Annotated in this window: 7 protein-coding genes, 1 tRNA gene and 3 pseudogenes; 7 read left to right on the top strand and 4 right to left on the bottom strand. The window is 67.4% G+C overall.

All coding sequences use genetic code 11. The annotated features are described in order from the left end of the window. Positions 1–62: 62 nt before the first annotated feature. Positions 63–530 carry a GatB/YqeY domain-containing protein gene (locus ACFVYF_RS37325; RefSeq protein ID WP_389462498.1) on the bottom strand — a complete coding sequence of 156 codons (468 nt, stop codon included), beginning with the start codon at positions 528–530 and terminating at the stop codon, positions 63–65. Between the two features lie 133 nt (positions 531–663). Here ACFVYF_RS37325 and ACFVYF_RS37320 point away from each other — a divergent pair, with 133 nt between their 5' ends. The 5 genes from ACFVYF_RS37320 to ACFVYF_RS37300 all read left to right on the top strand — a co-directional run bounded on the left by ACFVYF_RS37320 (position 664) and on the right by ACFVYF_RS37300 (position 7,437). Next, positions 664–1,590 (top strand): metallophosphoesterase, encoded by a 927-nt coding sequence (locus ACFVYF_RS37320; RefSeq protein WP_389462497.1) that lies wholly within the window; start codon positions 664–666, stop codon positions 1,588–1,590. A gap of 193 nt (positions 1,591–1,783) precedes the next feature. Next, positions 1,784–2,254 (top strand): hypothetical protein, encoded by a 471-nt coding sequence (locus tag ACFVYF_RS37315; RefSeq protein ID WP_389462496.1) that lies wholly within the window; start codon positions 1,784–1,786, stop codon positions 2,252–2,254. Between the two features lie 456 nt (positions 2,255–2,710). Beyond that, positions 2,711–3,496, top strand: a complete 786-nt coding sequence (locus ACFVYF_RS37310; protein WP_389462495.1) for a Pr6Pr family membrane protein — start codon at positions 2,711–2,713, stop codon at positions 3,494–3,496. Positions 3,497–3,530: 34 nt separating this feature from the next. Continuing rightward, positions 3,531–3,604: transfer RNA gene (locus tag ACFVYF_RS37305), tRNA-Pro, on the top strand. A 512-nt stretch (positions 3,605–4,116) separates the two neighbouring features. Continuing rightward, positions 4,117–7,437 (top strand): type ISP restriction/modification enzyme, encoded by a 3,321-nt coding sequence (locus ACFVYF_RS37300; protein ID WP_389462494.1) that lies wholly within the window; start codon positions 4,117–4,119, stop codon positions 7,435–7,437. Between the two features lie 84 nt (positions 7,438–7,521). Here the strand turns inward: ACFVYF_RS37300 and ACFVYF_RS37295 are convergent, their stop codons facing one another. Further along, positions 7,522–8,919: a hypothetical protein gene (locus tag ACFVYF_RS37295; RefSeq protein WP_389462493.1), complete on the bottom strand. Its 1,398-nt coding sequence runs from the start codon at positions 8,917–8,919 to the stop codon at positions 7,522–7,524. A gap of 443 nt (positions 8,920–9,362) precedes the next feature. On the opposite strand from ACFVYF_RS37295, the gene ACFVYF_RS37290 reads away from it, so the two are divergent. Then, positions 9,363–10,586 (top strand): helix-turn-helix domain-containing protein, encoded by a 1,224-nt coding sequence (locus ACFVYF_RS37290; protein WP_389462492.1) that lies wholly within the window; start codon positions 9,363–9,365, stop codon positions 10,584–10,586. Positions 10,587–10,804: 218 nt separating this feature from the next. On the opposite strand, the pseudogene ACFVYF_RS37285 reads toward ACFVYF_RS37290, so the two are convergent. Both ACFVYF_RS37285 and ACFVYF_RS37280 read right to left on the bottom strand, forming a co-directional pair. Next, positions 10,805–10,918 (bottom strand): annotated as a pseudogene (locus tag ACFVYF_RS37285) (DUF433 domain-containing protein); the annotation flags it as partial. Between the two features lie 30 nt (positions 10,919–10,948). Then, a pseudogene (locus ACFVYF_RS37280) lies at positions 10,949–11,245 on the bottom strand (LacI family transcriptional regulator); the annotation flags it as partial. Positions 11,246–11,249: 4 nt separating this feature from the next. Between ACFVYF_RS37280 and ACFVYF_RS37275 the strand changes: the two are divergent. Then, a pseudogene (locus ACFVYF_RS37275) lies at positions 11,250–12,260 on the top strand (mobilization protein); the annotation flags it as partial. Positions 12,261–12,286: the final 26 nt, after the last annotated feature.

Genomic DNA, 12,286 nt, shown 5'->3' with positions numbered 1-12,286 from the left:
GGTCACCAGGGGCGCCCCCACCGCCGTATCGCATGCTCTCCGTCGTCGCGCGACCGAGACTGTCAGCCGCTCGCGAGGAGCTGCTTGACCAGCGCGGCGACGCGGCCACCCTCGGCCAGGCCCGCGACCTTCGGGTTCACGATCTTCATGACCTGGCCCATGGCGCGCGGGCCCTCGGCGCCGGCCGCCTTGGCCTCCTCGACCGCTTGGGCGACGATCTGCTGGAGCTCCTCGTCGGAGAGCTGCTTGGGCAGATACGTGGCGAGGACCTCACCCTCCGCCTTCTCGCGCTCGGCCGACTCGGGGCGCCCGCCCTGCGCGAAGGCATCGGCGGCCTCCCGGCGCTTCTTCGCCTCGCGGGTGATCACCTTCTGTACTTCGTCGTCGGAGAGCTCGCGCTTCGTCTTGCCCGCGACCTCCTCCTTGGTGATCGCGGCGAGGGTCAGCCGGAGCGTCGAGGAGCGGAGCTCGTCGCGCTCCTTGATTGCGGTGTTGAGGTCTTCCTGCAGCTTCGACTTGAGCGTGGTCATGCCGTCGATTGTCGCAGGTGCGGTGAGCCGGTTGCCTGCTGATTTCCCGGGTGTGCTCCCCTGCACTCCCCGCGGCCTTCGCGGTTGTCCACAGGGAGGCGTCGGTCTCGCCGGGGTCTGACACGATGGACGTATGCGTGCGCGATACGGAGTACCCCTGGGAATCACGGCGGTGGGCGCCGCCGGTCTGTTGTATGCGGCGGGTTTCGAGGCCCGTTCGTTCCGGCTCCGGCGGGTGACGATCCCGGTCCTGCCACCGGGTATGCGGCCCCTGCGCGTGCTTCAGGTCTCCGACATCCACATGGTCGGCGGCCAGCGCAAGAAGCAGCGCTGGCTGCGCTCCCTGGCCGGGCTGCGCCCCGACTTCGTCATCAACACCGGGGACAACCTCTCCGACCCCGAGGGCGTGCCGGAGGTGCTGGACGCGCTCGGCCCCCTGATGGAGTTCCCCGGGGCGTACGTCTTCGGGTCGAACGACTACTACGGCCCCAAACTCCGCAACCCCGCCCGGTACTTGTTCGAGAAGACGCAGGGCCGGCACGGTCTGAACGGCAACGCACCGGTCACCGGCGCGATCCACAACCCCTGGGAGGACCTGCGCGACGGGTTCGACTCGGCGGGCTGGCTGAACCTGACGAACACGCGGGGGACGCTGAAGATCGAGGGCGCGTCGGTCGAACTGACCGGTCTCGACGACCCCCACATCAAGCGCGACCGCTACGCGCGCGTGGCCGGCGGCCCGTCGGAGTCGACCGACTTCTCAATGGGCGTGGTGCACGCTCCGTATCTGCGCACCCTGGACGCCTTCACTGCGGACGGCTACCCGCTGGTCCTGGCCGGCCACACTCACGGCGGCCAGCTCTGCCTCCCCTTCTACGGCGCCTTCGTCACCAACTGCGACCTGGACACGGACCGCGTGAAGGGCCTGTCCCGGCACACGGCCGACGGACGGACGTCCTACCTGCACGTCTCCGCGGGCTGCGGCACGAACCGCTATACGCCGGTCCGCTTCGCGTGCCCACCGGAGGCGTCATTGCTGACGTTGGTGGCGCGGAAGTAGCGCGGGGAAGTAGGGCGCGGGTGGGGGTGCGGGGTGCGGGGTCGGTTCCACGACGTCCTTCAGGGGCGCCAGGGACGCCAGGTATTCCGCGTAGTCCACGTATCCGCGTACTCCGCGTACTCCGCGTACTCCGCGGGTTTCCGCCGTGTGCCTCGGCAAGCTCGAGAAGTCCCGGACGAGAGCTGGGGCCGACATGACACCTGAGCAACGAGGCAGGACCGCGCCGTGGGCGAAGGCCCTCGCTGCGGTCCTGCTCACCTTGGTGGTGACGCTCGTAGTCTCCTGGGTGGTCGCCGACTCCCGAGAGTCCGCCCGGGAGCACACCGCCTTCGAGAACACGCGCGACGACGCCCGCCGGTTCGCCGACGCCCTCGTCGCCAAGGGCGGCCCGCTTTCCCGTCAGGACATCGAGGACGCCCTGGAGACGGTCACGGGCAACGGGCTGCTGTACAAGGTGAGTTCCGAGGGCGGACGCACACAGGCCATCGTGGCGTTCTCACGCCTCTACCAGCGCTCGGCGCCCCTCTTCGGCCCGGCCGAGACCATGACCGACCGCTGCTTCACCATCGACCTGCCCACATCGGCGCCCACCAGGGAAAGCGTCCGGATCGTCGCGCACGGCGCGGACGAGGCTTGTACGGAGGTGGCGGCGGGGACCGGCTGACGGGGGCGGCGCCTGGAGCCGGCGGTCCTGAAGTGCGGCGGGGACCGGCTGACAGGGGCGGCGCCTGGAGCCGGCGGTCCTGAGGTGGCGGCGGGGGCCGGCTGACAGGGGCGGCGTCCTGGCCCTGATGGTCGAGGGCTCGGGGTGGACCGGATGTGAACGGGGATGCGGCTGGGCTGGGGATGGGGGTGTGGAGCCCCTTTCGCGTTGCCGGATGCTGCCGGGCCCGGGGGCTTCGTTACCCGCGTGGCTCAACGGAGCTCGGGAGCCGACGAAAGCCTGGGGCGCTTGCCCGGCTCGGCGGCTTACGGAGCGATGGCGCATGCGGGGCCGCGGGGCCCGGCGGATTCGCGAGTCGGTGACGTACGAGAGGCGAGCAGCGCGGTGCCGGGCCTCCGTAACCCGCACAGCTTGTCCCGTATAGCCCGATTCGTCACCCCCGCTTAGCGTGAGGCCATGACCGCCCCGATACCCAAGGACATACCGGATCTGCCCGCGATTCCCGGTATCCCCGCACCGGCCCCCTTCATCGTCCCCGCGACGGCCGTCGTGGCACGCGCACGCCGCTCGACGGCGACCCTCTTCCGCGTCCTGGTGGCCCTGGCGGCCACGGCCGGCGTAGCCATCGACCTGGTCCTGGGCCACCCGATCCGGGTCCTGAGCTACTTCACGATCCAGGCCAACGTGCTGGTCGCGGTGGTCTTCGCCTGGTCGGCGTGGCGCGCATGGACCGCCCGCCGCCCGCTGCCTCCACTGCTGACCGGCGGCACCCTGCTCTACATCGTGATCACGGGCCTGATCTACCACCTGCTCCTGGCCAACGCGTCGAGTCCGTTCTCGATGACCGGCGGCACGGACGCGCCGACCGGATGGCAGGCGGTCGCGAACCAGCTGCTGCACACCGTGACCCCGATCGCCGCGGTGGTGGACTGGCTGCTTCTGACGAGCCCGGTCGCCCGTCCCGTGAGCCAGGCGGCCACGTGGCTCCTCTATCCCATCGCCTACCTGATCTTCTTGGTGGGCCGCAGCGCGCTGATCCCTGCCGGGTCGCCCGGGCGCTACCTCTACCCGTTCCTGGACGTCGACCGGCACGGCCACATCGGCGTTCTCAGCAACGCGGTGCTCCTCGGTCTCGCCTTCTACGCCCTCGCCCTCCTCCTCGTCACCCTCGATCATCTCCGCCCCGACCCCGTCCGCCGCCGCGCGAAAACCGGATTTCGTCTCCAGCCACCGGTGGGCTAAAGTAAACGACGTCGCCGCGGCAAGCAGCGACAATCGGGGTGTAGCGCAGCTTGGCAGCGCGCTTCGTTCGGGACGAAGAGGTCGTGGGTTCAAATCCCGCCACCCCGACAGTGAAAACAGCAGGTCAGGGGCCTGATCCGCTTAGCGGGTCGGGCCCCTGAGTGGTTCCTGGAGATGGCTTGGGAGAATCTGGGAGAAGATCTTGGTCCGGGTCTCCCAGCGAGCAGCAGCCGCACCCACCTGACCACCACATCCCCACACCACTCTCATGTGCGCGTTCGTGAACTGGGCGCCATGCGCTCAGGAGTCGTGCTTCTGATTCGTCTCGACAATCCGGCTGAACACCAGACGGCCTCCCTGGACAACCGCCCGCCGCCTCGCGACGGTCTTGACCGGGCGCATCCAACGCCTCGGCTCCAGTCCGGCATCGGCGCACATTGCGCGGATACGCGCCTCCATGCGCCCTCGCATGCACCCTCCTTGCGCCCCGCGCTCCCCTCCTACGGTCATGGAACAGCGAGGGCCGGAATGAAGTCCGACCCCGACGGGAGCAAGGTGCGGCAGATAGCCGCACCGACCTGACGTCGGCCGGATCTGCCCGCCTTGGGGGATGGGGCGGTATGAGTGCCCGACGCAGGATCCATGACAGCTTCGAACAGGCAGTCCAGGCCGCTGTGTCCGTGTTTGGAGCGGAGGTCACGCCGAAGCTGAGAGGCAGCGGGTGGCAGGAGGACCAGCTCCGGGGACCGCTGGAGAACATGATCCGGTCTGTATGCCGTGGCCTCGGTCTGGAGGTCACACTCATCGGCGAAGTACCGCTCGTCGACATGGGAGCCCGCCCTGACTATGCGGTTGAGGTCGGCGGCGCTCTCGTCGGTTACATCGAGCTCAAGAAGCCGGGCACCCAGGCCGACCCGTCCGTCTACACAGGCCGCAACGCCGGGCAGTGGGCGAAACTACGGCTGCTCAACAACGTACTGCTCTGTGACGGCAACGAGTTTTCTGTCCACCAGCAGGGCCAACAGGTTGGAGAAGTGGCCTACCTGCGCGGCTCGGTCCTCACCTCCGGCGCCCGGCTTGCTCCCGCTGACGGGGCGCTTGCGCGGGTGTTGTACGACTTCCTGACCTGGAAGCCGCAGACGCCCCGCACCACGAGCCAGCTCATCCGAGCAGTCGCAGGACTGTGCCAACTGCTGTCGGAAGAGGTCGGTGAGGCGATCGCGCAGGAAAAGAGCCGACGCCGTCTGCCAGCCTTTACAAAGCTGGCCAAGGACTGGCGCCACTTGCTGTTCCCGGAGGCGACCGACGCCGAATTCATCGAACAGTACGGTCAAGCCGTCGTGTTCGCGCTTCTGCTCGCTCGGGTGGAGGAGATCACCTTCGAGGGCGAGACCATGCACAGTATCGCCGCGAAGCTGGGCAAGAAGCACTCACTTATGGGCCAGGCGCTGGATGTCCTCGCCGGAGACTCGGTCGCGGGACTCTCCACCACGCTCAACACACTGCTCCGTGTCATCGGGGCGGTCAGATGGGACGTGCTGGACGACGGAACAGGCGATGCCTACTTCCTGCTCTACGAACACTTCCTTCAGATTTATGACCCTGAGCTGCGGATACGTACAGGCTCGTACTACACACCACATGGCGTCGTCTCGGCCATGGCCCGGCTGGTCGAGGACGTCCTGAGGCGGGAGGGCTTCCATATTCCTTCCGGCTTCGCCTCCCCTGATGTGGTCCTTGTCGATCCGGCCATGGGCACCGGCACCTTCCTGCTGTCGGCACTGGAGCTCGCTGCCGAGACCATCGCTGAAGAAGAGGGACCAGGCGCGGTGGGCCCCCGCCTGCGAGAGATGGTGGGGCGTCGACTGGTCGGTTTCGAGATGCAGGTCGGCCCGTTCGCCGTCGCAGAACTGCGCATGCACGCCATGCTCAAGAAGTACGGGTCCGCGGCCCCCGCACAGGGACTCAGGCTGTTGGTGGCCGATGCCCTGGACAGCCCGACAGCTGAGTTCAACTGGATCCCCCACACCTACCGAGCACTCGCAGAATCCCGCCGCCAGGCCAACCAGGTAAAGAGAGACGAGCGTGTCATGGTCGTCATGGGCAACCCGCCCCACGACGCCGTGAAACGGGGTGCGGGCAAGTGGGTGGAGCGAGGGGAACCCGAGGCGGACATCCCTGCCCCGCTGGGGGCCTTCCGGCAACCCGGTAACGGCAGGTACGAGTCGAAGATCGCCAACCTCTACGTCTACTTCTGGCGCTGGGCCACCTGGAAGGTCTTCGACGCACACGACGACGTACCTTTCGGCGTGGTCGCGCTGATCACGCCGAAGGCATGGCTCAAAGGGCGGGCGTTCGCCGGAATGCGGCGCTATCTGCGTGAAACCGCCGACGAGGGCTGGATCATCGACCTGTCGCCGGAGGGCCACCGAGCTGATGTCGCGACTCGCATCTTCCCCGAGGTCGCGCAGGAGTTGTGCATCGCGATCTTCGTACGATGGCGGAACAGCCCCAGGCCGCGGACAGAGCAGCAGATCGCAAAGGTAAGGCATCTCAAGGTCGCCGGGCGCCGCGACGAGAAGATCGAACGTCTGACGGCCCTCAGGCTCGACGACTCCGAATGGCGCGAGTGCGCCACGGGCAAGACGGATGCTTTCCTGCCGCCCGGCAGCGACCTGTGGGAGTCCTGCCCGCAGCTAAGAGATCTGATGCCGTGGTCGTCGCGTGGCGTTACTCCGGGGCGCATGTGGGTCTATGCACCGGACGAGGACACGCTCCATGAACGGTGGCGGCGCTTTGTCGCTGCGGACACCGAGCGGCGCGCCAAGATGCTCGGAGACTCGGGAGAGCGAACGCCCGATGACAGTGTCCCGCCCCTGCCAGGGGTCGAATCGCATGGACGGACAACACTCGCCACCGAGCACAGGACAAACACCCAAACGGTGCGCATAGGATTCCGGTCGTTCGACCGGCAGTATGTCCTGCCGGACAGCCGATTGATGGAACGCGGCAGAGCAGACCTCTGGCGAGTCCGGAGCGACCGACAGGTCTACACCATCGAGCAGAATGCCCACCCGCTGGTCAACGGGCCGGCGCTGGTCTTCAGTGCCCTCATTCCCGACATGCACTACTTCAACAACCGCAGCGGTTGCACCCGTCCTCTCTACCGCAACGCCGCTGGCACGCTGCCCAACGTCACGCCCGGTCTACTCCCCCTGCTCGCCAGGCGGTTCGGAGTACCGGTCGTCGCTGAAGACCTCCTGGCCTACATTGCCGCACTCGCGTCCCATCCGGAGTACACGGCCCGATTCCAGGAAGACCTCGAAGTCCCTGGCCCGCGCATACCCCTCACCGCTGACCTCTGTCTGTGGGAACAGGCTGTTGCCGTCGGCCAGCGGGTCCTGTGGCTGCACACCTACGGCGAACGGTATGCCGACGAGGCAGCCGGGAGGCCGTACGGCAGGGTATTGCTGCCACGCGACCGCCCCCGATGCGTCGCGGAGATTCCGGACGATACGGAAGCCATGCCGGAAAAGTTAGCGTACGACCCCGTGACACAGGACCTGTGGGTCGGCAGTGGACGGATCAGTCCGGTGCCTATCGCGGTCCGGGAGTACGAAGTGTCCGGGATGAACGTTCTCGACAAATGGTTTGGCTACCGCCGAAGGAACCCCGCCGGCAAGCGACGACTCGAACTGGACCATGCGTTCGCTCGGCGCTGGCTTCCCTCATGGACCACGGAACTGCTGGAGCTGCTGAACGTCCTCGGCCTGCTCGTGCAAGGGGAGCCGGCACAGGCCGACCTCTTCAATGAGGTGTGCGCGGGCCAACTGATCACGGTGGCAGATCTGACCACGGCGGGCGTCCTTCCCGTACCCACAGAGGCGACCAAAGCACTGAAGGCGACATCGGACGCGGGCGACGCACTCTTCGACCTGTGAGCGAAACAGCAGCTCGTTTCTACTGTCGGGCCCGTCGCTCTGGCAGAACCAGCCCGCGTAAGGAGCCTCAAGAAGCGGGACGACTCACTGCGCCGCCCTCTCTGGCTCATCAGCCGCGGACGGGTGGACGTACCTTCCCTCGTTGAACGGAGTGAACCACGCCTTGAACGCCATCGGCGCGACACCAAGAGCCGCTCCGACGGCGCTCTCGTCGACGCCGTCCATGGAGTCGTCATAGAGCCACTCGTGGTCCATGTCCTCGTAGACGTTGTCGGCGAACGAGTCGAGTGCGGCCGAGACACCGTCGTCGAGCAGCCCGAAAGTCTCCAGGCTCACGTTCGTCTCGTTCAACAACAGCTTCAGCGCGAGCTCCTCGGCGACGCAGCTCAGCTGCTGGAAGCTGCCATCCGTGAAGCGGGTGGTCATGGCGATCACCGTCACAAGGAAGCGGCGGGCGAAACGGGCGTCGTACTGGAGGGCGTACCGCTCGGGGAGGTCCTCGAAGTGCCACAGGGGACCGTCGCATTCCGCAGCGGTGGTGTCCTCCTCCGTCAGAGTCTGCACGTCTTGGAACAGCTCGTCCACCAGGATGTCCGTCGCGTACACCAAGGCACCGGCAGCGAGTTTGGCGTCCTCCGGCGAGACAGCGAACTCGGTGTCGCCGTCTTCCTCCTCGTCGTCTTCGTCGTCCAGGACGCCGAACATCACGGGCGAGAAGGAACGTAGTTCATCTGCCAGTGCCAGCATCTGACCGCGTACCGCCTCAGCTTTCGCCTCGGCGTCGTAGCCCTCGCTGTCGTCCTCGGCCGTGGGGCGCTCGGTATGCCGAGCCTTGCGGTCTGCCACATCATCGGGCGGGGCATCGGGACCGTCGGCGGCGGCGAGACTCTCCTGGGCGAGCTCCGGGTGCAGTTCGATCTCACATCGCTCGATCTGCCAGTCAGCCAACAGCTCGGACCGTTCCAGCAGTTCACTCACGACCGAGCGCACGGCCTCCTCGGCGAACTCCAGAGCCGGAGCATCCACGAAAACTTTCAGAAGCGCTCCGCCCGGGTAGACGGCCACGATGCTGTCGAGGAGATCGACCTCCATGCCGTCGGGTCCCTCGATAGCCCCGACCGAGTCGAATCCATCCTCGATGAGCGCCACGGCGCCAGTGCGCTGAAGTGGATCCATCTCCGGAGTGCCCTCCGGGATGTGGGCGTCCACAGTCACTACGTATGTCACGGTCTGATCCTGGCAGGGATATGCCGCACGACGGGGAGGAATTCGCTCAATCACGAGTACTCCGCATTGAGGCAGGCAGTCGGCCCGGCTTATGTCGGCAACGAAGCCGACGTACAGGCCATACTCCGACTTCGCCTCCCGCGACGTTCGAAAACACAGATCACCGCTTACACCGTCCGCTACAAACGAACGGTCCTCGCCTACAGGTGGCGCTATGGCGCCGACGCCGAACACGCCCGCTACCTCGAACGCCACACTCAACACCCGTGCCGCCCCGACGCCTTCGACCGAGCCGTATGACTCTCACCCACCGTCACAGGCAACCGGCAAAGAGCCTGCGACGCGCTGCGCCAGCCCCTGCGGCTCCGGCGGTCCCAGAAGCTGAGCGTGTCGCCGTTGCCGTCAATGTCGTCATAGTGCGGACACCACACACTAAGTGACGCTATGTTGCACACGCGCAAGCACCATCAGCGACGAAAGGTCCACTGCCATGTCTCGCCTCAACCTCGATCACCTGGCCCTCGCTGCCGCCCGGATCCACACCGCCGACGAAGTCCGTCGTGACCCGGCCGTTGTCAAGGCGGCCAAGCGGTTCGCGGAGGACAGCGCCCAGGCTCTCCGCTCCGGTGGTGCGCTAGCACGTGAGGCTCAGTCCTCCTGGCGTCGCCACAGCCCGCTGGCCAAAGGGACCGGAACTGATGAATGATTTCAGCGCAGAGGCGATGGGTCTCGTGATCCGCGAGCACCGCCAGGCCCAGAGTCCCTCTATGACCCAGGAAGAGTTGGCTGAGCAGGCCGATTACGGGAAGGGCGGCGCGGTCTCGATCTCCCGGATCGAGCGTGGACTCGTAAGCCCCGGGGAGCACCGTCTGGCCGCCATCGCCCTCGCGTTCCAACTGACACCCGAGCAACTCAAGCAGGAGGCGGAGGACCGAACCAGGTCTCTCGCTCGGCAGCGGGGCCAGCGGCCGGTGAAGTTGCGCGACCAAGTCGCAGAGACGAAAAGACGTCACGCCGAGATCAACGAGAAGGCGGCCCAACGGTCGAAGATCACCCAAGAACACGGGAAAGCCTTCAACCATGTCCATGATGTTGCCCGTGACGAGTTTTTCCTCAGGTTTGTGGAGCTGGCCGAAAGCATCGGTGGGGCGCCCGAGCCAGAGAGGCCGAGTGAGGAGGAGATCGAGCGCACGGGCGAGATCCCTACCGCGATACGTATCGAAGCCATGTCCGTCGGGATCGCCAACGCGATCCGCGGTGCCGCCGCTGGAGGTGCGGCCGGGGTAGCAGCCGGCGGAGCCGCGGCCTACGGTGCGTTCACTGCCGCCGCGTTGTTCGGGACCGCCTCCACAGGAGCAGCTATTTCGACGCTGTCCGGGGTTGCCGCGACCAACGCAACTCTGGCACTCCTGGGAGGCGGCACGCTGGCTGCAGGCGGTGCGGGCATGGCTGGTGGAACTCTCCTGCTCACAGGCATGGTCGCCGCCCCGGCGGCAGCCCTGGCGGCCGCCGGCTTCTACGTCTTGAGGCAGCGCCGGAACAAGAAGGAGGAGGAGCGTCTCCGAACTGAGGTCGAGGCTGCGGAGGCGGCTCTGGATCAGTCACAGCAAGGCTTCGACGCGATGATCGACGTACTGGATCGTGCCCCGGCCATCATGGAGTACGTCAGCGTCCACGGCACCCACGCCCTTGAGAAATGGAGGGTAAATCTGCCGCCGGAGCCCCGGGACTGGGAATCGCTCGGGCATGAGGGGCAGGAACGGTACAAGGAGTTCCTGACCGTGGCGGGATGTCTCCTCGCCGTGAGCAGCATCAACGTCAGCGCTCTCCTCACGGCAGAGCCCGACGCTTTGCCCGAGATGGACAAGGCCATCGACGAGACGCTGCGGTACGCGGACAAAACCATCAAGTCGCTCGTCTGAGTCCCGAAGTCATTGCCACGCGCAGACCTGGCGCTACAGCGCCCCGCAAGTCCCTTCCAGCTGGCGGTGACGGTGGGTGAGGGGCATGCGGCCTGGTCGAACCATTGGGGCTCCTCCACGTCTTGGCCGCCGTCGCCCTCATCCACCTCGCCGACTACACCAGGTGCCTGAATCACACGATCCCGACCAGCAGATAACCTGCGACGCGCTGCACTAACCCCTGGATAGAAGCCGCTGCCCCGGTCCGGGGGTACACCGTCCCTGACCAGGGCTGCTACCTCTGCAGCGGGAATCCGGGTTCCTTCGATGAGCGGCTCACCACCACGCACCATTCGAAGTAACCGGAGCCCGTCTCCCGACCATCAGGCCATCGTCGTGGCGCGAGCGCGCAGCAGCCGATCGAGTACGGCGACCGGCGAGCGCAGGTGCAGGCTCCGCCGGGTATCGAGCGCTGCCTCCTACTGATCGGTCAAGCCGCCCTTGAGACGCTCGCGCATGCCGGGGGTCACGTGGGCGTAGCGGGCCGAGACCGAGCCGTCGATGTGGCCCATACGCTCGTCCATCAGCACCTTCTCGGTGCCGAGATCCTCCATGTGCGTGCGGTGGGAATGGCGCAGGCCGTGCGGGGTGAGCCCTCTGGCAACCGGCAGCCAGCAGGCGAAGGGCTACAAGGTCGCCTTGCCCGACGACCGCAACGAGGACAAGGAACCGGTCTACTACGCCGGATCCACCCTCGCCCCCGACCTGTCCCTGCCCCGCATCCAGCAACGCTTCACCACCGACTCCGCCCCAGCGGAGGCCGCCGACAGCGAGCGGCCGGAACGCCCCACCGCGCCCTCGGCACCTGCCGCGGCTCGGCGCACCACCGCCCACGCGGCCTGGGCAGCACTACTCGTCCTCGACCACAGCGGCGACGACGGCGCGGCTGCCGCCCAGATCGCCGCCACCGGCGAGGTCCTCGACGCCCTCGCCAAGACCTCCGCCCTCCACACCCGCAACGAAGTGCGCCAAGCGGCCTGGGAGTTCGAACGGGCCTCCCGCTCCCACACCCGAGCAGAGTTCCGCCACGCGCAGGACCTGCGTCGCGCGGCCCGCGACCTGGCGTACGGCGGGCCCGCGTTCGGCAGGGGCGAGGACGGGGCAGGCACCGCGATGGTCCTGGACACGCTGATCTTCCTCGCCATCGCCGCCCACTGGCACGCCCAGCGTCACCACGCCCAACAGGCCGAGGCCGCCCACCGGGCCGCCGAGCACCTGCGGGCCGCCTACCAGCAGGCAGCCGCCGAACCCCTCACGGTGCTGCGCGAACGTGGCCGCCGTATCGCCCCGTCCCTGCGCCGCCACCACACCGCCACCGTGCGAGCCGCCCTGCCCGACCTCGCCGAGACCGTCCTGGCCGAGCCCGGCTGGGACGCCCTGGCCGCCACCCTCACCGACGCCACACAGGCAGGCCACAACCCCCGCGCTCTGCTCACCGAGGCCGCCACCGGCCGGGAACTGGGCACCGCCGATTCCATCAGCGACGTCCTGGTCTGGCGCCTGCGTCACATGGCCGACCTTCCCGCCTACGCGCCGACGGCCCCGGAACCCACCCAGGCCAGCCGCCTCACACCCGGCCAGGCCGTGACTCCGCACATCGCAACGCCTTCGGCACCACGCGCGCCGCGCCGCTGATTCCGGCGAAGGTCCTTAGGCGACAT

Origin of the sequence: Streptomyces sp. NPDC058274, assembly GCF_042881375.1 — a bacterium.
Lineage (GTDB): Bacteria > Actinomycetota > Actinomycetes > Streptomycetales > Streptomycetaceae > Streptomyces.
This window is presented reverse-complemented; position numbering and strand designations above follow the sequence as displayed.

What these genes read in the sequence shown, in the direction of transcription:
- ACFVYF_RS37320 (WP_389462497.1), top strand. Translation starts at nt 664, where the DNA reads ATGCGTGCGCGATACGGAGTACCCCTGGGAATCACGGCGGTGGGCGCC.
- ACFVYF_RS37300 (WP_389462494.1), top strand. Translation starts at nt 4,117, where the DNA reads ATGAGTGCCCGACGCAGGATCCATGACAGCTTCGAACAGGCAGTCCAG.
- ACFVYF_RS37290 (WP_389462492.1), top strand. Translation starts at nt 9,363, where the DNA reads ATGAATGATTTCAGCGCAGAGGCGATGGGTCTCGTGATCCGCGAGCAC.
- ACFVYF_RS37325 (WP_389462498.1), bottom strand. Translation starts at nt 530, where the DNA reads ATGACCACGCTCAAGTCGAAGCTGCAGGAAGACCTCAACACCGCAATC.
- ACFVYF_RS37315 (WP_389462496.1), top strand. Translation starts at nt 1,784, where the DNA reads ATGACACCTGAGCAACGAGGCAGGACCGCGCCGTGGGCGAAGGCCCTC.
- ACFVYF_RS37310 (WP_389462495.1), top strand. Translation starts at nt 2,711, where the DNA reads ATGACCGCCCCGATACCCAAGGACATACCGGATCTGCCCGCGATTCCC.